General features: G+C 41.8%; 33 protein-coding genes and 7 pseudogenes. 37 read left to right on the top strand and 3 right to left on the bottom strand.

What is annotated here, in order from left to right:
- The first annotated feature begins 31 nt into the window (after nt 1–31).
- The 7 genes and pseudogenes from KUH03_RS34495 (at nt 32) to KUH03_RS34525 (ending at nt 3453) form a co-directional block, all read left to right on the top strand.
- Nucleotides 32–226 (top strand): hypothetical protein, encoded by a 195-nt coding sequence (locus KUH03_RS34495; protein ID WP_257088981.1) that lies wholly within the window; start codon nt 32–34, stop codon nt 224–226.
- 140 nt (nt 227–366) lie between these two features.
- Nucleotides 367–1247: pseudogene (locus tag KUH03_RS34500) on the top strand (FAD:protein FMN transferase).
- Nucleotides 1248–1449: 202 nt separating this feature from the next.
- The gene (locus tag KUH03_RS34505) at nt 1450–1815 is read left to right on the top strand and encodes an RNA polymerase sigma factor (protein WP_257088983.1); all 366 of its coding nucleotides are present in this window, start codon (nt 1450–1452) and stop codon (nt 1813–1815) included.
- The gene (locus KUH03_RS34510) at nt 1815–2006 is read left to right on the top strand and encodes an RNA polymerase sigma factor (protein WP_257088985.1); all 192 of its coding nucleotides are present in this window, start codon (nt 1815–1817) and stop codon (nt 2004–2006) included. Before KUH03_RS34505 ends, KUH03_RS34510 begins: the two co-directional genes overlap by 1 nt.
- Nucleotides 2007–2016: 10 nt before the next feature.
- Nucleotides 2017–2379 carry a hypothetical protein gene (locus tag KUH03_RS34515; RefSeq protein WP_257088987.1) on the top strand — a complete coding sequence of 121 codons (363 nt, stop codon included), beginning with the start codon at nt 2017–2019 and terminating at the stop codon, nt 2377–2379.
- Nucleotides 2380–2599: 220 nt separating this feature from the next.
- Nucleotides 2600–2893: a hypothetical protein gene (locus KUH03_RS34520; RefSeq protein WP_257088989.1), complete on the top strand. Its 294-nt coding sequence runs from the start codon at nt 2600–2602 to the stop codon at nt 2891–2893.
- A 107-nt stretch (nt 2894–3000) separates the two neighbouring features.
- The gene (locus KUH03_RS34525) at nt 3001–3453 is read left to right on the top strand and encodes an Hsp20/alpha crystallin family protein (protein ID WP_257088991.1); all 453 of its coding nucleotides are present in this window, start codon (nt 3001–3003) and stop codon (nt 3451–3453) included.
- A 131-nt stretch (nt 3454–3584) separates the two neighbouring features.
- Here KUH03_RS34525 and KUH03_RS49645 read toward each other — a convergent pair whose 3' ends face one another.
- Nucleotides 3585–3986, bottom strand: a complete 402-nt coding sequence (locus KUH03_RS49645; protein ID WP_373564878.1) for a DUF4126 domain-containing protein — start codon at nt 3984–3986, stop codon at nt 3585–3587.
- Nucleotides 3928–4185, bottom strand: a pseudogene (locus tag KUH03_RS49650) (DUF4126 domain-containing protein); the annotation flags it as partial. The pseudogene KUH03_RS49650 and the gene KUH03_RS49645, both read right to left, overlap by 59 nt.
- Nucleotides 4186–4451: 266 nt before the next feature.
- On the opposite strand from KUH03_RS49650, the gene KUH03_RS34535 reads away from it, so the two are divergent.
- From KUH03_RS34535 to KUH03_RS34550, 4 genes are read left to right on the top strand one after another with little or no spacing between them, the layout of a single operon-like run.
- The gene (locus KUH03_RS34535; protein WP_257088995.1) at nt 4452–5639 is read left to right on the top strand and encodes a peroxidase family protein; all 1188 of its coding nucleotides are present in this window, start codon (nt 4452–4454) and stop codon (nt 5637–5639) included.
- Nucleotides 5633–6085, top strand: coding sequence for a hypothetical protein (locus KUH03_RS34540; protein WP_257088997.1), 453 nt, complete (start codon nt 5633–5635; stop codon nt 6083–6085). The genes KUH03_RS34535 and KUH03_RS34540 overlap by 7 nt, the downstream gene beginning before the upstream one ends.
- Nucleotides 6086–6115: 30 nt before the next feature.
- Nucleotides 6116–6475: a peroxidase family protein gene (locus KUH03_RS34545; RefSeq protein ID WP_257088999.1), complete on the top strand. Its 360-nt coding sequence runs from the start codon at nt 6116–6118 to the stop codon at nt 6473–6475.
- Nucleotides 6472–6726 carry a hypothetical protein gene (locus KUH03_RS34550; protein WP_257089001.1) on the top strand — a complete coding sequence of 85 codons (255 nt, stop codon included), beginning with the start codon at nt 6472–6474 and terminating at the stop codon, nt 6724–6726. The genes KUH03_RS34545 and KUH03_RS34550 overlap by 4 nt, the downstream gene beginning before the upstream one ends.
- 415 nt (nt 6727–7141) lie before the next feature.
- On the opposite strand, the pseudogene KUH03_RS34555 reads toward KUH03_RS34550, so the two are convergent.
- Nucleotides 7142–7723 (bottom strand): annotated as a pseudogene (locus tag KUH03_RS34555) (YqjF family protein); the annotation flags it as partial.
- A 559-nt stretch (nt 7724–8282) separates the two neighbouring features.
- Between KUH03_RS34555 and KUH03_RS34560 the strand changes: the two are divergent.
- From KUH03_RS34560 to KUH03_RS34665, 26 genes and pseudogenes are all read left to right on the top strand, one after another.
- Nucleotides 8283–8468 (top strand): hypothetical protein, encoded by a 186-nt coding sequence (locus KUH03_RS34560; RefSeq protein WP_257089003.1) that lies wholly within the window; start codon nt 8283–8285, stop codon nt 8466–8468.
- 104 nt (nt 8469–8572) lie between these two features.
- Nucleotides 8573–8917, top strand: a complete 345-nt coding sequence (locus KUH03_RS34565; RefSeq protein ID WP_077435628.1) for a hydrogenase maturation nickel metallochaperone HypA — start codon at nt 8573–8575, stop codon at nt 8915–8917.
- Nucleotides 8918–8930: 13 nt separating this feature from the next.
- Nucleotides 8931–9644, top strand: coding sequence for a hydrogenase nickel incorporation protein HypB (gene hypB / locus KUH03_RS34570; RefSeq protein ID WP_257089005.1), 714 nt, complete (start codon nt 8931–8933; stop codon nt 9642–9644).
- A 97-nt stretch (nt 9645–9741) separates the two neighbouring features.
- Nucleotides 9742–10221: a hypothetical protein gene (locus KUH03_RS34575; RefSeq protein ID WP_257089007.1), complete on the top strand. Its 480-nt coding sequence runs from the start codon at nt 9742–9744 to the stop codon at nt 10219–10221.
- A complete protein-coding gene (locus KUH03_RS34580; protein WP_257089009.1) occupies nt 10211–10486 on the top strand; it encodes a hypothetical protein in 276 nt (91 codons plus the stop codon). Before KUH03_RS34575 ends, KUH03_RS34580 begins: the two co-directional genes overlap by 11 nt.
- A gap of 95 nt (nt 10487–10581) precedes the next feature.
- Nucleotides 10582–11211: an ABC transporter substrate-binding protein gene (locus KUH03_RS34585; protein ID WP_373564879.1), complete on the top strand. Its 630-nt coding sequence runs from the start codon at nt 10582–10584 to the stop codon at nt 11209–11211.
- A complete protein-coding gene (locus KUH03_RS34590) occupies nt 11208–11426 on the top strand; it encodes a hypothetical protein (RefSeq protein ID WP_257089010.1) in 219 nt (72 codons plus the stop codon). The genes KUH03_RS34585 and KUH03_RS34590 overlap by 4 nt, the downstream gene beginning before the upstream one ends.
- Before the next feature lie 5 nt (nt 11427–11431).
- A pseudogene (locus KUH03_RS34595) lies at nt 11432–12222 on the top strand (FecCD family ABC transporter permease).
- On the top strand, nt 12219–13046 hold the full coding sequence (locus KUH03_RS34600) for an ABC transporter ATP-binding protein (RefSeq protein WP_257089011.1): 828 nt from the start codon (nt 12219–12221) through the stop codon (nt 13044–13046). Before KUH03_RS34595 ends, KUH03_RS34600 begins: the two are co-directional and overlap by 4 nt.
- 12 nt (nt 13047–13058) lie before the next feature.
- Nucleotides 13059–13490: a hypothetical protein gene (locus KUH03_RS34605; RefSeq protein ID WP_257089012.1), complete on the top strand. Its 432-nt coding sequence runs from the start codon at nt 13059–13061 to the stop codon at nt 13488–13490.
- Nucleotides 13469–13573, top strand: a pseudogene (locus KUH03_RS34610) (hypothetical protein); the annotation flags it as partial. The gene KUH03_RS34605 and the pseudogene KUH03_RS34610, both read left to right, overlap by 22 nt.
- Nucleotides 13574–13872: 299 nt before the next feature.
- Nucleotides 13873–14184: a carboxypeptidase-like regulatory domain-containing protein gene (locus tag KUH03_RS34615; protein ID WP_257089013.1), complete on the top strand. Its 312-nt coding sequence runs from the start codon at nt 13873–13875 to the stop codon at nt 14182–14184.
- Between the two features lie 18 nt (nt 14185–14202).
- On the top strand, nt 14203–15393 hold the full coding sequence (locus KUH03_RS34620) for a TonB-dependent siderophore receptor (protein ID WP_257089014.1): 1191 nt from the start codon (nt 14203–14205) through the stop codon (nt 15391–15393).
- A complete protein-coding gene (locus tag KUH03_RS34625; protein ID WP_257089015.1) occupies nt 15390–15878 on the top strand; it encodes a TonB-dependent receptor domain-containing protein in 489 nt (162 codons plus the stop codon). The genes KUH03_RS34620 and KUH03_RS34625 overlap by 4 nt, the downstream gene beginning before the upstream one ends.
- Entirely contained in the window at nt 15773–16231 is a 459-nt protein-coding gene (locus KUH03_RS34630) for a TonB-dependent receptor domain-containing protein (RefSeq protein ID WP_257097612.1), read from the top strand. Before KUH03_RS34625 ends, KUH03_RS34630 begins: the two co-directional genes overlap by 106 nt.
- Nucleotides 16232–16417: 186 nt before the next feature.
- Nucleotides 16418–16828 (top strand): hypothetical protein, encoded by a 411-nt coding sequence (locus KUH03_RS34635; RefSeq protein ID WP_257089016.1) that lies wholly within the window; start codon nt 16418–16420, stop codon nt 16826–16828.
- A 158-nt stretch (nt 16829–16986) separates the two neighbouring features.
- Nucleotides 16987–17288 (top strand): annotated as a pseudogene (gene ureA, locus KUH03_RS34640) (urease subunit gamma).
- A gap of 18 nt (nt 17289–17306) precedes the next feature.
- Nucleotides 17307–17647: pseudogene (locus KUH03_RS34645) on the top strand (urease subunit beta).
- A gap of 28 nt (nt 17648–17675) precedes the next feature.
- Complete coding sequence (locus tag KUH03_RS47115; RefSeq protein ID WP_306429246.1) at nt 17676–18200, top strand: hypothetical protein; 525 nt, start codon at nt 17676–17678, stop codon at nt 18198–18200.
- A gap of 26 nt (nt 18201–18226) precedes the next feature.
- Nucleotides 18227–18388 (top strand): hypothetical protein, encoded by a 162-nt coding sequence (locus KUH03_RS47120; protein WP_306429247.1) that lies wholly within the window; start codon nt 18227–18229, stop codon nt 18386–18388.
- Nucleotides 18373–18954, top strand: coding sequence for an amidohydrolase family protein (locus tag KUH03_RS47125; RefSeq protein ID WP_306429848.1), 582 nt, complete (start codon nt 18373–18375; stop codon nt 18952–18954). The genes KUH03_RS47120 and KUH03_RS47125 overlap by 16 nt, the downstream gene beginning before the upstream one ends.
- Entirely contained in the window at nt 18927–19211 is a 285-nt protein-coding gene (locus tag KUH03_RS47130; protein ID WP_306429849.1) for an amidohydrolase family protein, read from the top strand. Before KUH03_RS47125 ends, KUH03_RS47130 begins: the two co-directional genes overlap by 28 nt.
- 49 nt (nt 19212–19260) lie before the next feature.
- On the top strand, nt 19261–19392 hold the full coding sequence (locus KUH03_RS47135) for a hypothetical protein (RefSeq protein ID WP_306429248.1): 132 nt from the start codon (nt 19261–19263) through the stop codon (nt 19390–19392).
- A 93-nt stretch (nt 19393–19485) separates the two neighbouring features.
- Entirely contained in the window at nt 19486–19854 is a 369-nt protein-coding gene (locus KUH03_RS34655; RefSeq protein ID WP_257089017.1) for a hypothetical protein, read from the top strand.
- Nucleotides 19848–20144, top strand: a complete 297-nt coding sequence (locus KUH03_RS34660) for a hypothetical protein (protein ID WP_257089018.1) — start codon at nt 19848–19850, stop codon at nt 20142–20144. Before KUH03_RS34655 ends, KUH03_RS34660 begins: the two co-directional genes overlap by 7 nt.
- Nucleotides 20141–20689 (top strand): urease accessory protein UreE, encoded by a 549-nt coding sequence (locus KUH03_RS34665; protein ID WP_257089019.1) that lies wholly within the window; start codon nt 20141–20143, stop codon nt 20687–20689. The genes KUH03_RS34660 and KUH03_RS34665 overlap by 4 nt, the downstream gene beginning before the upstream one ends.
- Nucleotides 20690–20705: the final 16 nt, after the last annotated feature.

Consider the following 20705-nt stretch of genomic DNA (forward strand, 5'->3'; position numbering starts at 1 on the left):
GGCTTTTTCACGGGAACAGCAGGGGCAGTATGTGATGGATCTGATCCGTCAGGATGGTACGTACTTTGTTGAATTGCTCGAACAACAGGGCTGTATCTTATTATGTGGTTCACTTCGTATGCAACAGGATGTCGAAGCAACTTTAAACGAGATACTGCTGGTAAGTACAGGCAAATCGATCAACATCTACAAAGAAAATGGTCAGATCCTGACAGATTGTTATTAAACACGACAATCTTATGCTATCATTTATTTTGACAATGTGTGATGAATTATTATAAGCAATATTTACTGATTTCAATATTTTGGTTGATAGCCGTTGCTAACGGTTTTTCACAGGTAATGCTCAAAAAACAGGTAACCCTTATGGGTTCTGTTTTTGAGATTACCCTAGTTGATCAGGATAGCGTACAGGCCAACCAGCATATTGTCGAAGTCATTGCAGAGATTGAACGTATCGAAAACCTAATTTCGGAGTGGCGTCCATATACGCAGATTTCGGAGGTCAACCGCAATGCAGGGATTAAACCTGTTAAAGTTGACCGCGAAGTATTTGACCTGACCAAAGGGCAATTCAATACAGCCGGAATTCACAAGGAGCCTTTGATATTAGTATTGTGGCTTTAGATAAAATATGGAAGTTTGATGGCAGTATGGATACAATGCCCTCTGCCGATGCGATCAGAAATTCGGTTGCCAAAGTTGGCTATAAACATATTGTTTTGGATAGTGCTGCTTCGACTATTTTCTTGGAACTTCCGGGCATGAAAATTGGCTTTGGCTCGATCGGGAAGGGCTATGCCGCCGATCGGGGAAGGGAAATCATGAAAGCCCGTGGAATCACTGCTGGAATCGTCAATGCTTCGGGAGATCTATCTACCTGGGGTAGCCAACCAGATGGTGAACCCTGGAAGATTGGGGTGAATAACCCCTTCAAATCACATCAGATGGTTCGGGTTCTTCGCTTGAATGAAATAGCTGTCGCTACCTCAGGCAGCTATGAAAAATATGCCGAAATCAATGGAAAACGTTATTCCCATATTATTAATCCCATCACCGGATATCCAGCTACCGGACTGACTTCGGTAACAATCTATGGGCCGTCGGTAGAAATAGCCAATGCCCTAAGTACTTCCATTATGGTGCTGGGTGAAAAAGATGGAAAGAAATTAATCCGTAATTTCCCAAATTATCGTTTTATCTTTATTACAGACAAAGGAAAGGTTGTCCGGGATAAACGCAAGTAATCCTATTAAATAACAACCTGTATGTTCATGCAACCATCATGATTTCTTTACACTGGGTGAACCGAAAGATTGAGCTCATGAATGCAGTGTAAAACATACAGGCATGAATAAATCAGATAGCTGCATCACAGCTGAAAATAATTTAGAGTAAAAGCTTTGTTGGTTCGTCTATGTAATTATGGACATTGCATACCAAAATCATATGGCAGAAAAAAACTCCAGATCATTTACAGACATCGTCAAGACCTATGGGAGTCAATTGCTGCGTTTTGTAAAAGGAAAGGTCAAAAAGACGGAAGATGCCGAGGATATCTTGCAGGAAGTCTGGTATCAATTCAGTCGTTTGACCAATATGGACGAACTGGAAAATGCTGGGGCATGGTTGTATGCTGTAACGCGAAACAAGATTACGGATAGTTATCGAAAAAAGAAAGATGAGTCACTTGATGATTTAATGGCGGATGGAGAGGAAGTGGATACAGCCTTTCCGATACGTCAGTTTCTACTGGCCGATGATTCGAACAACCCTGAACTCAAATTATTCAAAGACATTTTTGGGATGAATTGATGAAAGCCCTCGAAGAATTGCCCGAAAAACAACGTCGGGTTTTTATGCTCAATGAAATTGAAGATAAAACCTTACAGGAGATTGCCGACATGGAAAATGAAAATCTGAAAACGATCATAAGCAGAAAGGGCTATGCTGTAAAACATCTGCGTTTACGTTTGCGGAACTTGTATGAAGAATTAAAATTTTAAAAATAAAGCTATGAATAGAAGAATGAGAAGACAAGGAAAAGGTAAATTTGCTTTTGTGTTTGTTGCCATTATCATTGGAGTTTTCTTGCTGGTAGCCTTGTTGCAATATCTGTGGAATACATTGATGTGTGATATTTTCAGTTTGAAGGCAATCACGTATTGGCAGGCGTTTGGACTGTTTGTACTATCACGCATTCTATTTGGACGTGGGTTTGGTAAGCCGGGAAGGGGTGGGTTCCGTAAAAATTTCCCCCTGATATGGGCCGCCATGAAGATCTTTCGGAAGAGGAAAGGGAGCGCTTGCGGGAGGAATGGAAACGTCGTTTCAGTGGACGATGCGGATTCTGAAAAAAAAAGTAAATTTTTAAAGTAAAAACCTGATACAGGCGTCTTCTTCTATAAAGGCGCCTTTTTTATGCCAAAAGCTGAAGAAACACTGTAAAGGGAATGACAGGACGCGATGATCTGTTACTAGCGATATACAACAATTATGCGGGTTGAGAAATTGACAACGAAAGAAGTATATCGAATAGGATTACCAATTAGTGGATTGACAGATTTTGGGTTTAAAGAACAATTAAATTAAAGAAAAAATGAAAAATAAAATTCGATTTATATTACCCCGCTTGATAGCATTGACGGTAATAGTGGGTTTAGCCAGCTTGATTATGGGAGCGATCTTTAAGCTGTTGTTGGTAGCAACGATCTTATTCGGAATAGGAAGCTTTGCAATGGCCAAAATGCGCAGGAGAGAAATGCGTTCATTTAAAATGGACAAGGCTTCGGTCCATCCAGGAATGTACAGTGCTTCGAGGACGAATAGTGCAATCGTTCCTTTACACAAACAACAACGGGTTAAGAATGCGACAATTGTTCCGGTATATTAATAGCTGGACTTGGTAGAAAACCAAATAACATAGATAGCGGCAATAGCGAAGTCCCTTGGACTGCTCATTGCGCAATACACAATATTCATTACTAAAAAAATAAAGACATGTTTAAAAGAGATCATTATTCCAACGGACATTCAAATCAAAATAGATTTTGCGGTCAACATTTCAAAGACCGCTTTGAAAAATTTCAACAGCATTTTTTTGAAGGCGAAGCAGGACAGCGCGGAGAGGGCCAGCAATTTGTTCCTGTAAATATTTCTGAAAATTCTGAGTTCTACGAAGTGCAGGTATTTGCTGCAGGCCGAAAGAAAGAGCAATTTCAGGTAAGTATAAATGAAGGAATCTTAACGATTTCCTGTACAGAAAATACGAACGATGCGACAGCTTATATCTATAAGGAGCATTTGGGGACTGCATTTGAGCGTGAATTTCAATTAAATGAACAGGTGCTTACAGATAACGTACATGCCAGTTTTGAAGATGGTGTACTAACCGTCATTCTTCCCAAGGACCTCGACAAGGTAAAAAGACCGCAAGAAGTCATTATTGACTAGGTTTGACGGGTTGTAACGCTTTTATAGCACATAGAAAAAGGGGTGTCTGTATTGTGGACAACCCTTTTTCTTTAATTTAGTTGGCACCCTCCTATAATCTCTTTTCGAATACTCAATTCTAAAGGGAGCTTTTATTTTTGGAGGCTTTTCCCTTTATGTTTTTTAAGCTTCTTTTGCAGTTGTTTTCTTCCAAACTTCCCGAAGAAATAGAATAAGGCGAAAACGACCAAAACAGCCATAAAAGGAACGAATATGGCTAGAATGGTTAAGACGGAGGAACCAATAGTCTCCATGGTCGAAATAATAAAATTGCCAAGACCCGCAGTACCGATGGAAGAAGCAGCTCTTGTACCAGCCAGTACGGTACTGATCGTTGCCGCAGTTCCTCCTCCGGCGATAATGGCCGCTGACCAGCGGAAAACGGAGAAATATCTGTAAACTGCACCGCAAATAGTAATGTTCCGCAATCGTTGCCAAAGGAATGGATATGGTATCCAGAATATTGTCAACAAGGGGTATGTAGTAAGCGGCAACTTCGATAACCATCGCGATGCTTGTGGTGATCAGTACCAAATTGGAACCTGCCCAAGCCCATTCATTACCCACCTGAAATAATTCCAGACGACAGCCCAAGCTGAGCAAAAACAGAGGCATAAAAATTCGAAAACCTGTTGCCGCAGCCAGACTAATACCAATAAATGCACTGACCAGATATGTGGATAATTCTCCCATGATAAATGGATGCTTAGTTCTATCTATTAGTAGAATAAAAAAGAGTGTTTTTTGTTTTTAAAATTGTTGTGAACGGCGGAACAAATGGAGTCTCCTGTTCGTTGTAACTGTTTGTCTTTATAATGTTTAGTTCTATTTATAGATTTTGATTATATTGTATCGAATCATTCGATGAGTAGACGATCGTGTATTTGTTTAATTTTATGAAAGTAAAAGTCAAACAATTTGATCATTTAAGGTATTATATAAATAAACTTTCTTTTAATATGGACAACAACGAAAAAGACATTAGCAAATGCCCATTTCACAATGGAACTATGCGCAACGCCGTTGCGGGAGGGGGAACCCAAAATCAAGATTGGTGGCCAAATAGACTTCGTGTGGATCTTTTGAGACAACATGCGACAAAATCAAATCCAATGGATGAAGGTTTTGATTATGCTGAAGCTTTCAAACAATTGGATCTGGAAGCCGTTAAGAGAGATTTACATGTATTGATGACAGATTCACAGGATTGGTGGCCGGCAGATTTTGGACATTATGGTCCCTTATTTATTCGGATGGCCTGGCATAGTGCAGGAACCTATCGTGTAAGTGATGGTCGTGGTGGTGCAGGTTCTGGACAGCAGCGTTTTGCACCTTTAAATAGTTGGCCTGACAATGTGAGCTTGGATAAGGCGCGTCGACTGTTGTGGCCGATCAAACAAAAATATGGTAAGAATATTTCGTGGGCAGATTTATTGATCCTAACGGGGAATGTTGCACTGGAATCAATGGGATTTAAAACTTTTGGCTTTTCAGGAGGACGTGTAGATGCTTTTGAACCGGAATTGGATGTATACTGGGGATCAGAAAAAACCTGGTTAGGTGGAGATGTACGTTATGCACATGGTTCTGAAGGTGTGGTTGAGTCGCACGGTGTTTTATCAGCGGATGACAATGCTGATGGTAAAGAACATTCGCGCAATCTCGAAAAACCTTTGGCAGCTGTACAGATGGGATTGATTTATGTGAACCCAGAGGGACCAGATGGAAACCCCGATCCTATTGCAGCGGCAAAGGATATTAGGGACACTTTTGGTCGTATGGCGATGGATGATGAGGAAACTGTTGCGCTAATCGCAGGAGGACATACTTTTGGAAAAACACATGGTGCCGGACCAGCCGATAATGTTGGTAAGGAACCTGAAGCTGCAGGGATTGAACAGCAAGGACTGGGATGGAAAAGCAGTTACGGTACTGGGGTCGGTACTGATGCCATTACCAGTGGTCTGGAAGTTATCTGGACCCAGAAACCCACAGAATGGACGAACCTTTTCTTTAAAAATCTTTTTGAAAATGAATGGGAACTTACAAAAAGTCCCGCCGGCGCGCATCAATGGGTAGCCAAGGGAGCGGAAGCTACTGTTCCCGATCCTTTTGACCCAAATAAAAACGTAGACCTACGATGTTGACAACGGATCTGTCCTTACGTTTTGATCCTGTTTACGAAAAGATTTCCCGTAAATTCTATGAAGATCAGGATGCTTTCGCGGATGCTTTCTCACGCGCTTGGTTTAAATTAACGCATCGTGATCTAGGTCCACGTGAACGTTATCTTGGAGCTGAAGTACCTGGCGAAGAATTGTTATGGCAAGACCCTATTCCAGCTGTAGATCATGTATTGGTCGATGAACACGATGTTGAGGGTTTAAAATCTGCTATTTTGGCGTCAGGTCTTAGTATCGCGGAGTTGGTGACTACCGCATGGGCTTCGGCTTCTACATTCCGGGGTCGGATATGCGTGGTGGAGCAAATGGAGCCCGTATTCGCTTGGCGCCACAACGTTATTGGCAGGTTAATAACCCGACGCAATTGCAAAAGTGCTAACTGTGCTGGAGCAGATCCAACAGGATTTTAATGGTAAACAACAAGGCGGTAAAAGGTGTCGTTGGCTGATTTAATTGTCCTTGCCGGTGCAGCAGCAATCGAACAGGGGGCAAGGGCTGGCGGACATGCGCTAAAGGTTCCGTTTAATCCGGGACGTATGGATGCTTCTCAAGAACAAACTGATGTAGAATCAATGGGATATTTAGAACCTATTGCTGATGGCTTTAGAAACTATCGGAAGGGTTCCTACACTGTTTCCACAGAATCATTATTGATTGATAAAGCACAATTACTGACTTTATCTGTTCCGGAATTGACCGTTTTAATCGGTGGTATGCGTGTACTGCAGGCTAATTTTGATGGCTCTCAGACAGGTGTGCTGACCGAACGTCCTGGACAATTGACCAATGACTTTTTGTGAACCTATTGGACATGGGGACAGCTTGGACAGCAATTTCGCAGGATCGGGAACTCTTTGAAGGGACAGACCGTAAAACGGGCGCAAAGAAATGGGTTGCTGGACGTGCAGATCTGGTATTTGGTTCTAACGCTGAATTAAGAGCAGTTGCTGAAATCTATGGTAGTGCTGATGCGAAAGAAAAATTCGCTAAAGATTTTATCGCTGCCTGGAATAAGGTGATGGAATTGGATCGTTTTGATTTACACAGATAACTGGACGGAGCACCGCTCACTAATGTAATTTCAAAGCATAGTAGCGGCGCCTGACAAGCGATTAATAATAGGAAGGCCTGTACATGATCAGTGGTACAGGCCTTTTTGCGTTGTATACAAAATTAAAGGGTGATAGTAGGGGTAAAATTCCGCCAAAATTCAGGAGATACGAAAGATTTTTGGCGGAATTTTACCCTATTTTTTTATTGAATTACAATTTGTTTTTGTTAAAAAATTAGTCTATTGTCTTTAATCCCATAATTTGTTATTCAGCTTTCTCAGGCCTAGATTTCGGGTAAAAACAAATTCCCCTCGGAGGACGCAGGATTCCCCTAAGGGAAAGTATAGTTTTCTCCTGGGGTTTTGCATTTCAGCAGATGGATTTGCCCAGAAAATGTGAATGTAAATATTATTGTTACCGTTGGTGGGGCTTGATCATTACAGCGTTCCAGGCCAGTACTTGTACACCTGGAGAGTAGTGTATCAGCGCAATATTTTCGTTATGGAGATGAATATCACCAACTGTATAGTTCAACTGGCATTCTTGCAACTGCACTGAAAATAAGGGCCATTCCGAATGATGGATGTCGAAACAATATATTCCATCGGGTTTGTTCAGGTAAAGGCAATAGCGTTCGGTAAGCCAGGTATCAAGGCTGGATTTGATTTTAATCTCATCGGTCACCGCAAAGATCGTTTTCAACCTAAAGTCCCTTTCTTTGTTAAGATTGTGATACCCTTGTGTATTCCGCAGCATGGTGGACTTTTCGTAAGGCAGACCCGATAATTTTTTTGCAATAAATGTGGATAAGGATTTACTGGCTTCAATATGGATAAAATAAACACCCTTTTTACCATCCTGATCGATGTAGGTGCGTACATTGATCTCATAAAAGTCCGAGATAGGTGGGAATGCAGGCAAATTTCTGGGACGGATATTTTTCATCTTGAAGGCAACCAAAGATACATAACAGCTACCTTCATGCTGATCGATTTGTAATTCGGCAGGAACTAATGGCCGGAGTAGATCATAATCGACTTGAAAATGTAAAAAAGTAAATCAAGCCATTCCTGATAGTATCGCCAGGGGTTAGTTGACATAGGCCATGGACGATGATGATAATCTCTTAAAATTGTTTTAATTTTTTGCGCCAAAATCTTCAATTTATACCTCTAAGATCATTTTAATCTCGCTTTAACCAAATTTTAATTTAATATATGAAGAATTATGGAATTTTCTTTGGGCTTTTCCTATTTTGTGAAATAAAATTCAAGATTTGTGCTACTTTTTGTTGTTTGATCGGTAGTAACTTTGTGTTGTTTTCAAAAGGAAACTTGTTACTTTGTTAGTTTGCAGCTATGTGGAAGCACTTTATTTTTCTAATTACAGTTCTGTTTGTTTCATTTAAAAGTTTAAATGCAAACAGTATTGTACCGAAAAGTGATAGTTTTCACCGCGAGATATCTTCCTAAAAACTGAACCAAATAAAGTTGACTTTTCGCTATCTACCCCTCAAAAATTAGACAATCCAGATTTAGATCCTTTATACCCATCGGTGCAATCTATCGCCGAATTGGACGTCGAAAATAATCAGGATTGGTTAACAGACCGCTGGGTAGTTGTCGTCGATTTGCTCTGGCACGAATTACTGCCTTCGGCTTTGCAGAACGACTACCGTTATCTGCATATTTTGGATATTGAACCGATTCCCATAGCACGGTTCCTGCTTTTGAGCAAATAAAAATTCCATTTTAACGATTTTGAACTTTTACCCTTCACGGAAATTGAACGAAAAATCGTAATTTCTATTCTAAATTTATTTTATTGATTTCTTAAAATATACCAATGCACGAGCTAAGTATAGTAAAGGATATCTTCGATACCCTGACCTCGCATTACGAGACCAGAGTGGATGATATCCAGAAAATTCAGGTGACAGCCGGACTATTGTCCAATGTGCAGCCTGTGCTGATCCAAAATGCTTTTGACGCATTTATCACCGAAAATACCCATTACCGGGATATGGAAATGGAGGTTGTGGTAAATGATATCATCGCCTATTGTGAGCACTGTCAGAAGAATTTTCCTGTTCATTTTCACCGATTTGTCTGCGACTGTGGACAACCTTCGAGTACAATTGTTCAAGGAAATGAACTCTATATTTCCAAAGTAATTTTTAAACACGATTAAAAAATCATTTATCATGTCAGACAATACTCAAAACCCTAAAAGTTTAGGTAACCGTGTCGGTTCGGTTCAATGTGAAAATACAACCCTACATTTATTAAAGGCAAATGATTTTGTCGCTAAAAGTATCCGTGACAGACTGAAAGATGTATGTGTGATTAATGTATGCTCTTCTCCGGGTTCTGGTAAAACAACTTTGATGCAAGAGACTGGAAAGCGTCTTTCAAAAGATCTAAACATTGCTGTGTTAGTGGGAGATCCTGAAACGGAACGTGATGCGATCCGTATGCGTGATGTTGGAATCAATGCGTTGCAGATCGTTACCGGCGGTATGTGCCATATCGAAGCACAAATGATTCTGCAGGCACTGGACCACATCGATATCGAAGGTATTGATTTGTTATTTATCGAAAATGTCGGAAACTTACTTTGCCCTTCGGCTTTTGATCTAGGTGAAGACTATCGGGTCACTTTATTGGCGACAACCGAAGGTGATGATAAACCAAAAAAATACCCACGTATGTTTTTGACCAGCGAATTAATGCTTGTTTCAAAAGCAGACTTGTTACCTTATGTGCCTTTCTCTGTAGATGCCGTGACAAAAGATGCACGTGAAGTCAATCCAAACCTGGAAGTGATTACAATCAGTACCTTGAATGGAGATGGCCTAGATAGCTGGTGTGACTGGTTGAAAGAGAAAGTCCAACTGAAAAAGAACAACAGAAAGTAGCTGCGGCGAAATAATAAATGTGCGAAGGTGATCAACGATCAGATGGAACGATGGTTGATCACAGCGCAAAGTTTGAATGATATACCCTAATATAACAATGAATAGATTGCCTGTAACGATAGATACCATTGTGCCCCAGTACCAAGCCATCACTGATCAGGTAGATCGGGTATACATCGAATGGTTTGAAATTAATAAACGCCGTTTGACCAGAAATACCTTGTCTGGCAATACGATCTTGATGCAATTGGAGCAGGGGCAGGAGTGGCATCATGGAGATGCGCTGTACCACAATGGGGAACTGCAGGCAATCGTCGCTGTTAAGCCAACCTTGGCGATCAGGTTTAACCCCTCGGATTTGGTTCAACTGGCAGATTTTGGTTATTTCGTCGGTAACCGACATCTACCAATATTCCAGGTCGATCAGCTCCAGTCTCTCCATTTGCCGTATGATGGTCGACTCTATGAGCAAATTGCGGCGAAATATGGCACGTCTGTTCAATTGGAGGAAGCGATATTGCTGTCTGAAAATCGGATTCGCCAGCAGCTAAAGAATAGCAGAAAGCATGAAAATTAGAATATATACATTGCTGTTGCCACTGGTCTTGCTTGTATGCTTACAAGCCTGCCAAAACCAACAGTCCAATGCAAGTAAAAATGGGGTGAAGGCCATGGATAGCCGCGGCAAGGAAATCACATTGGAGCGACCGGCCCAACGTGTTGTTGTCCTGTATCCCTCTCTTGTGGATGAGGTTTATATGCTACAGGCCAGTGACCGATTGGTCGGCATTCCTGAGCAAGTCTATCAAATGGAAGATACCTATGCTTTTTATCGAAATTAGACCCACGTATCGTTCAGAAAAGTATCGCTACACCAACTTTCGGTGGTCAGGCCAACAATGTAGAAAGTATCGTAAGCCTGAACCCCGATCTTGTTCTGACATTCAATACCGATCAGGATAATATCACACAGCTCGAAAATTTGGATATTCCCGTCTTCACTTTTTCATCGAAAGATGAAACCAGTATCTTTAACGAATTGATCGGAATGGGAACGCTTTTCGACAAGAAAGCACGAGCTGAGGAAATTGTGAAATTTGTCGGAGATGAGGTCAAAAAGATGGCCGCTCCGCTCGATCAACCGCAAAAGAAGGTCTATTATGCTTGGTCCAAAGGACGTGTACTTTCGACTTCGGGAAGAGGTAGTCTCATCGATATGGCCATCCGCCTATCAGGGGCGTCAAATGCCTGTCCCTTGGAAATGGAAGCACCAAATGTAGGGGCTGAAACGATCTACAAGTGGAATCCCGATCTCATGATTCTATGGAATTCCAAAAGTTCTGATGTTTACAATCTGAAAGAATTGGCCGCACTGCCTGCCGTAAAAAATAAACAGGTATTTGTGATGTCACCGTCCTTTCCTTTTGATCCACATACCGTGAAATTTATGCTCTTCGCCAAACAGGTGCGGCATTGGTGTTTCCCGAGTTATACCAAGGAGCAACTCGATCAGGATATGACAATGGCTTTTGAAAAATTATACGGTAAAACGGGGCTTCTGCAATGATACTTCAATTAAAAAAGCTTTTATTGTTGGTGATATTGCCATTAGTGCTGCTCCTGCTTTCATTATTGATCGGCTCAAGTCAGCATATTGGTTTTATTGAACTTTGTCAGCGTATCGGATTGGAATTAGGGCTTTATAAAGGAAATGATACGACGGTATTGATGGCAGCATGGATACCATTTTGTGGCAAGTACGTTTGCCACGGATTTTATTGACCTTTATGGTCGGTGCCGCTCTTGCCTCATCTGGCGGGACCTTACAAGCGATTTTTCGAAACCCTATAGTAGACCCATTTACGTTGGGAATATCTTCCGGTGCTGCTTTCGGTGCCGCCTTAGCTATGCTGTTTCCACTTTTGCCTGTCAATGTTTCGGCATTTCTTTTTGGTGTCTGTGCTGTGGCCTTGACTTACTTTGTATCCAATGCCGGTTTAAAAACATCCATCATTGGGATGGTTTTGGCAGGAATGGTTATTTCAGGGGTATTTACGGCGATGCTTACCCTGTTACAATATATCAGTGATCCTTATAAATTACAGGCTATTGTGCAGTGGACGATGGGAAATCTCCATACCGCCTCCTGGTCAAAAGTGCAGAACGCCTTTTTACCGATAGTGATCGGATTGATCATATTGATCTTATTGCGTTGGAAATTGAATTTGTTGGCATTGGGAGATCAGGAAGCAATTGCTGTGGGGTGAATCCAAAACTCCTGAAATTGGTGATGATCGGGGTTGCGACCATGATCACCGCATCAGCTGTTGCTGCAGTAGGCGTGATAAGCTTATTTGGACTCATTGTCCCACATATCAGCCGTATGATTTTTGGCCCCAACAATAATATTGTCGTCTGGGCGAATATCAGTATCGGTGGAACATTCCTGTTATTGATTGACGATTTTTCCCGTGCAGTCATGCCTTTCGAAATTCCGATAGGGGTATTTACAATGATTATTGGCGCGCCACTCTTTATCTACCTGATGCGCCGGAACGAAATTAACTGGAACTCATGAGCAAATCCATCCATATCAAAAACCTATCCTTTGCCTATGGTAAGGATACTATTTTGCGGGACGTCAATGTGTCCTTTCCGGAAGGAAAGCTTTCGGTTATTCTGGGCCGGAACGGTAGCGGTAAGTCGACCTTGTTCAATGTTATTGCCGGATTGGAGAAACATTATCAGGGATCGATATTGATCGGTGAAACGGAACGTAGAAACTGGAAGGTAGGCAAATCAAATGCGCTTAAACTGGGTTTCTTAAACCAGTTTCATCAGACAACTTTCCCTTTTAAGGTGGCAGATGTTATTTTAACAGGACGTGCATCATTCTCCCGCTTTTCACCGCGCCGTGAAGATTTTGAGGCTGTGGATGCAATCCTGGAGAAATTTAATCTCGCACATTTAAAGCATAAATCATATACTTCCCTGTCAGGAGGGGAGCGGCAGCTGGTCTTGCTTTGTCGTGTACTGGTGCAACAGCCTGATCTGTTGCTTTTGGATGAACCGACAAACCATCTTGACCTGAACTATCAGATTGCCGTTTTGCAGACCGCTAAAGAACTGGTCAAGGAGGGAACAACAGTGCTCTGTGTTATGCACGACCCCAATATGGCCTATCTTTTTGGCGATCGCTTTTATTTGATGCGGGACAATACACTGGTGGATCTACAAGGGATGAACAGAGAGCAGGTTCGGAAAGTATTGGAACAGACCTATGAGTTGCCATTGATCAGTTTGGAAAACCAAGGGAAATGGATGTTTGCACCCATGCTTCATGCACATGACTGGGCTTCGATAAAATCCCTTGAACTGGAAGGCGTAAATAATAAGCTATAAAGGCTGTAAACAATGTGTGAACAGGGTACAGATCCTAGTGGCGGTACGGACGCAAAAAACGAAAATAGTATGAATAAAATAGGTATGCAAAGGACAGATTCAATCAGAAATATTGCGATAAGTACAGTCACTGTTCAGGATCTGGAAACGGTGTTACCTTATGTTATTGAATTTCGGAAACAGCTGTTTCCCATGCTTGACCCGCAAAAGATTCCCAGAGATTTGCTGGACTTTAAACAGTTGTATCTGGATGGACAAGCAGGAACATTTCTACAGGCAAGGGATAAGAGCGGAAAACTGGTTGGTGTGATCGGTATGCTCGCTTATGATTATCGTTTTCCGCATCTGGATTTAGATGCCAGGAAGACTGTCGAGGTCGCGCGTCTTTTGTCGACCCCGATTACCGTCGTTCTGGACTTGGAACAGCACTTTTCCGCCAATTGACAAAGGTGGCCAAGGAGAAAGCGGTTGAAAGACTGTACTTACACACCCATCCTTTTTGGAGGGAGCCCATGAATTCTGGTTAAAACAAGGATTCTATCTCAAAGAATGCTGCGATGAATCGGGCTTTCCGACAATTCACATGGAACTACTGCTGGGGCAACCCATTAAACTGAAATGTTCAGCGGAACTGGAATTGTCAAAATAAGGCTATTCAGTTTTGTGAACTGAATTCGTGTTGAACGCAAGAAATAAAATAAATCAGCAATAGAAGATAAAAAATAATTCCAGAGGAACTGTCCCTGTTTAGCATCTTATTTCAATAAGATCATCGTAGGTGAGTTTTAAACAGGGTATGTGCCATCTGGCTAATGAAAAAATACAGATGAAAAACACAATGAAAGCACTCGCTTTCGCATTATTGGCAAGTGCTGTCACACCAGTGGCTGTTTACGCCCAACAGAGCTTTATGATTTTTGGGAAGATACAGGATGAAAACGGAAATCCAATTCCAGGAGTGACTTTGACACTTGAAAACCAAGGACAAAAGATAGGTACTGCCACGAATGGCGAATTTGCTTTTACTACAGCGACAACCTTTCCGGTACAATTGCGTGCCGAAGCGATCGGTTATAAATCACAACTTATTCTTATTGATGAGACTACCTGGAATCCGAAAAAGGAATTCGAATCGTGATGGAAGAGGGGGCGGACCTTGGATGAAGTATTGGTTACCGGCCGTCGTAATAATTCCTATTTGACCAACAACATGGAGTTGGGCGGTAAGTTCGCTGGAAAGCTGAAAGACCTACCACAATCTGTGGCTGTACTGAGTAAGGAATTTATTGAAGATAAGCAAGCATTTACAACAGGGGCACTGGTGCAGGACCTTGCAGGTGTCACTGAGGCTTCATCTTATGATGATGTGGTGATCCGTGGTTTTAAAAGCGGTTATGAAACTGGAGTCCGTTTGGTGAACGGTCTACGTTCGGGCTATGGTTACGGCAATAGTTATTATAATTCCCCGTTAACAATAAATCTCGAAAACCTTGAGGTGCTGAAAGGCCCTGGAGCTTCTCTATTTGGTGACATTGTACCTGGTGGTACCATCAATATGACGACGAAAAAGCCTTTGGAAGATTTTAAAGGTCATGTCAGTTTTGCTGCTGGAAGTTTTGAAACGATGCGCACCACAGTAGATCTGGGTGGTCCATTGGATAGTGCAAAACGAATTCTCTATCGCTTTAATGCAGGCTATGAAGATACCAAAACCTTTCGCGATGTGAACCGTCAAAAACGGATGATGTTGGCACCTTCATTTACATTTAAGCCCGCTGCAGGGACAACCGTGGACATCGATGTGGTATACAATCAATTCAACGGTTATCTGGATCGGGGAATGGGGATAAAGGAGAATAACTTTTATGCCCTGCCACGTTCGTTTACTTTAAGTCAGCCTTCTGATTTCTATAATTCCAAGACTTTTTCATTTAGTGGACGATTGGCGCAAAGGCTGGCAGAAAATGTGAGCCTGAACCTGAGCTATATGAAATCCATCTATCAGGAAGATGTCAACGAGCACCGTACGCTAAATACTTTTGCGGATGCCCCACATAACACCATCATGAATATGCGTTTCTTTGACCGTCATGGCCGTGATTATACCGACAACGTCGTCGGATATATCAAATGGGATCTGCTAGGAGATAAAATTGACCACCATATCGTTGCGGGGATTGACTTCGCACAGTATCGTGGTGACAAAGAAAATCAGTTACGGGAAGCTAGACAGCAAACTGTGGATGGCAAAGTGGTGCCATTGACTTTTGACCTGAACAACCCGACCTATACCACACATGATCTAACCAACTACGTCTGGCGTACACAGGTCGCTTATCCTTTTTGAGTCCCTATAAAACGACCGGTAAATACATACAGGATCAGATCAGTATTGCGGATCGTCTGAAATTAATTGTGGGGTTACGGCATGAACATTATTCTTCGGAAACTATCGATGGACAGAATCGCTTCCATGCTACACAAAATGCTTTGTTGCCCCGTTTCGGTCTGACCTATGGAATCAACAAGCAGATTAATTACTTCGCAAGCTACTCGCAGGGTTTTGTACCGGTAGGCGCTAATTTTATCCAGAACTATAAAGACTATGGTGCAGATAAGCCTTTTGAAGCTGAACGTAGTTTTCAAATTGAAACAGGGCTGAAAACGGGCTTTTTAAAGATCAGCTGCAAATGGATCTTTCCTTGTTTCAGATCGAGCGTAGAAATATGCTTATTGCAACAGGAACAATCAATGACTCGGGATTGCCGGAGTATAGACAATCTGGAAAAGCATTGTCACGAGGAGTGGAGCTGGATGTTCGCGGGCAGCTGACCAAAGAATTCCAGGTGATGGCAAATTATACTTTTAACCATACTGAAGTGAAGGCCTCTTCTGTTGCCTCTGAAGTCGGGCAGGCGCTACCGGGAGCACCTAAAAATATGGCCAGCGCCTGGTTAAAATATGTATTCTCCAATACTTCCTTAAAAGGACTCGGCTTTGGTGCCGGTGTTTATTATGTTGATAGCAAACGCATGGACAATAGCATTGGGAAGGATAGCGAAGGAAATGCCCTTTGGGGACAATGGCCTTCTTATACGACAGTTAATGCGGCCGCTTATTATCATATTGGTGCCATGAAAATGGCGCTTAACCTAAACAATGTATTTGATAAATACTATTTTTAGGGGATTTGACTATACACGTGCCTTCGCGGGGGCACCAAGAAACATTATGGTTTCAATTGGTTATTCATTTTAATTTAAAAAAACAATCAAAGTAGGTTTTCGACAAATTTAGACTATTTAATTCAAGATTTGTACTAGTGAAGTGGCCTGCTTTGGTTGTAAATTTGAACAACAAATAATAGGATTGTGAATACAATGATTAGGCATAGTTTAGTTTTTTTAGTTTTTCTTTTGAGCGTCCTGCTCCTGAAAGGAATGACTATTTCTGAACAGCTTAAAATTCATAATTCCTCGGGTACCTCCCTTGGTGTGTCCAGCACCCATAAACAAATTGACAAAAGTGCTGATCAACCTGAACGGGAAAATGTAGTTGCCGCTGTACACGATCATGACCTTTATGATGTTAGTGAACAGGTCGACTTAAAAGATGAATGGAGTAAGCTCCTCGGTTGGACCGTATTGTATATTTGTCTTTTTATATTTTGCTATCCTGTATGTCTCAACATGCGGAATAACAGAACACCTTACATGGATCGATTGGTCCTACCACCAAAATACATTCTTTTCCAAAGTTTAAAGATCCCATTTCAGGGATAATCCTTTCCTTTTCTTACAACGCTGAGAACTGAAACGCTATGCCGTAAGCTTTTGCTATGGGCTTGGTTTATCAGGTTTTTTGAACGATTTTTAAAGTCGTCAGGGCTTGTACTGACTTGTTTTCGACTGAAATAACAACAATTTAAATAATATTTTATATGCATTTATTACCTAGAGAGACAGAGAAGCTATTGCTTCATCTTGCCGGTGAACTAGCGAAAAACGTAGAGCTAGAGGACTTAAACTAAATTATCCGGAGTCTATTGCATTGATCAGCAGTGAGCTTCTGGAAGCTGCACGTGATGGCCGTACTGTGGCTGATTTAATGCAGTATGGCGCTACATTATTGACACGTGAGGATGTCATGGAAGGTGTACCCGAAATGATTCACGACGTGCAGATTGAGGCGACTTTTCCGGATGGTACCAAATTGGTGACCGTTCATAATCCGATTCGATAATTCTTAAAAACATAATTTATGATTCCAGGAGAATTTTTTATAGCGGATGGCCATGTCATCTGTAATGAAGGTAGAGAAGTTACGACGATTACCGTAACAAACACAGGAGACAGACCAATTCAGGTAGGTTCACATTTTCACTTCTTTGAAGTAAACAAGATGATGGAATTTGACCGTGCAAAAGCTTTTGGCAAGCGATTGAATATTATCGCAAGTACAGCGGTGCGTTTTGAGCCGGGGAATCCAAAGATATAGAATTGGTTCCTTATGCAGGTGCCAGAAGAATCTACAGGCACAACGACTTGGTAAACGGTGATACCGAAACCGAAGTCGCGAAGGAAAATGCAATGAAAAAGTGAAAGAACAAGGCTTTAAAAACAAAGTATCATGAGTTTAAAAGTTAACAAAGTAAATTATAGCGCCATCTTTGGTCCGACAAGTGGCGATAAAATCCGTTTAGGCGATACCGATATCATTATCGAAGTTGAAAAGGACTACGCTTATTATGGCGATGAAGCAAAATTTGGTGGTGGTAAGACCGTACGTGACGGTATGTGTCAATCTTCGGTTCACACACGTGATGAAGGTACCTTGGACATGGTGATCACAGATGCTATCGTGATTGACCACTGGGGAATTGTGAAAGGTGATATCGGTATCAAGGATGGTAAGATTGTCGGTGTCGGCCGTGCTGGAAATCCGGACACAATGGATAACATTACGCCAAATATGATTATTGGTGCTTCTACCGAAGTGCATGGCGGATCTGGCTATATCTTAACACCGGGTGGTATAGATACTCATATTCACTATATCAGCCCTACACAGGTCGAAACAGCCTTATACAGCGGTATTACCACCATGATCGGGGTGGTACCGGTCCAGCGGACGGAACAAACGCAACCACCGTAACACCAGGAAAATGGAATATCCGTCGTATGATGCAAGCGGTGGAAGATCTACCGATGAACTTTGGCTTCTTTGGAAAAGGAAATGTAGGAACTGAACAACCCATTGTTGAACAGATTGAAGCCGGAGCTTTGGGGTTAAAATTCACGAAGACTGGGGAGCAACGCCCGCAACAATTGATAGAGCATTAACGGTAGCTGATAAATACGATGTACAGGTTGCTATTCACACCGATACATTAAATGAAGCGGGTTTCTTAGAAGATACGATTCAGGCGATCAACGGTCGTGTAATCCATACCTTCCATACAGAAGGTGCCGGTGGTGGTCACGCTCCGGATATCATCAAATCGGCAATGTATCCAAATGTATTGCCAGCTTCCACAAATCCGACACGTCCATTTACAAAAAATACGATTGATGAGCACTTGGATATGTTGATGGTTTGTCACCACCTGAGTAAAGAAATTCCTGAGGATGTGGCTTTTGCCGATTCACGTATCCGTCCGGAGACAATCGCTGCTGAGGATGTATTACAAGATCGTGGTGTATTTAGCATCATGAGCTCAGATTCGCAGGCAATGGGTCGTGTAGGTGAGGTTATCACACGTACCTGGCAGACAGCGGACAAAATGAGAAAACAAGTAGGTCCGCTACCTGAAGATGAAGGAAAAACAACGATAACTTCCGTGCACGTCGTTATGTCGCAAAATATACAATCAACCCCGCAATTGCACATGGTATCTCAAAATACGTAGGTTCTATCGAACCGGGTAAAATCGCAGATATGGTTATCTGGCGCCCAGCTTTGTTTGGTGCTAAACCGGAAATGATTATCAAAGGTGGTATGATCATCGCGTCCAAAATGGGGATGCCAATGCATCCATTCCTACACCACAACCGATTATCTTACGTACAATGTTCGGCGGATTGGGAAAAGCTGTTCATAACACCTGTTTCAACTTTGTTTCCAAAATTTCATTTGAAAACGGCATTAAAGAGGAATATGGCTTAGCAAAAGGCTTACTTCCTGTAGAAAACTGTAGAAATATCTCCAAAAAGATATGATCCACAACGACGCTACACCCGAAATTATCGTTAATCCGGAGAACTATGAAGTAAGTCTGGATGGAGAAATTTTGCGTTCACAGCCGATTGATACCGTTTCTTTAGGACAGTTGTATTTCTTGTTTTAATCTGAATGGAGACTACCATGGCTTGATCTTGCATCAGGCCATTATAAAAGAAAAACACATTAATAAAACGGTCGTGAGCCAAACGTAGCGCTGATGATCAATGGGCAAAGGAAGGCTCATGATCGTTTTATTGCCCTTAAAAACAACGATATATCAATGAAAAATTTAAAAATATTTTTGGGATGTTGTCTGGCAATAGCATGCTTTTCGATACAATCGGCTTCTGCTCAAAAAGGCGGAATCATGCTATATGGTTCGCTCAATTACCATGAAACCGCTGCTGGCCACCAATTTAGTGCGGCACCAGTGGGCGTAGGCTATTTTTTTAATGACAACATGAATGTGGGGATAAATTATGGATTCAACAACGCCTATACGAAGGCGCTTGACTTTACAGATCATTCCCATGAAGTTGGTCCATTCTACAGTAATACCTGGCCGTTAGGGAACATTTTATGTTGATCGGTCAAGTGGATGCACATTACATCTGGGGTGACCAGCATGTTGTTAATGCATCCGGAGGCATGGTGGATGGAAGCTACAATGGTTTCCTGTTCAGAGTGTATCCGTTGGTGGGTATTGACCTCGGAAAAGGCTGGGCTTTGAAAGCAAAAGTCGCGGAGCTCTCTTACAAGAAGAAGCATGGCAAGGATGCTGTTATTCCAGATGATCACGAAGTGATTACAGGGATCAATGGATCAACTGTGGGATTGGGATTGTCAAAAATCTATTTTTTTAAAGCACGAAAATGATTATCACAGAAATCACAAGGAATATCAATCGCGAGCGGACCAATAAGCGTCATGATCTGCTGTCGATTGAATGGTATGAATCCACCAAACGTATTCAACGTCTTCGTACAGCGGAGGGGATGGATATCGCTGTAAAATTATTGGGCAATACTTCCTGCTTGCAGGACGGCGATATCTTGTATGAAAATGAAGAAAAAGTAGTTGTGGTTACCATCAGACCTTGTGAAGTTATTAAAGTGATGGCAATTGATTTCCTTCAAATTGCTTTTGTCAGCAGTGAAATCGGAAACAAACATTTGCCTCTATTCGTAGAGGCAAATGAATTGCTGATACCCTACGAACGCTCCATGTACGAGTGGTTGACCAAAAATGGATTTGACCCTGTGTGCTGTATGCAGCAGCTGCTGAACCCACTCCACGCAAACGTAGACCCGAAGCATCATCAAAAGTTGAAATTTTCGACAAAAAATATTCCTCTGTTCATTCAGGAGCAAGAGGATACTGGTATTGCGTCGACGGTCGCATCAACAATAATGAATAAATAATTTATGTCAATAAAAA

It is taken from the genome of Sphingobacterium sp. E70 (genome assembly GCF_019285695.1).
In the GTDB taxonomy this organism is placed as follows: Bacteria; Bacteroidota; Bacteroidia; order Sphingobacteriales; family Sphingobacteriaceae; genus Sphingobacterium; species Sphingobacterium detergens.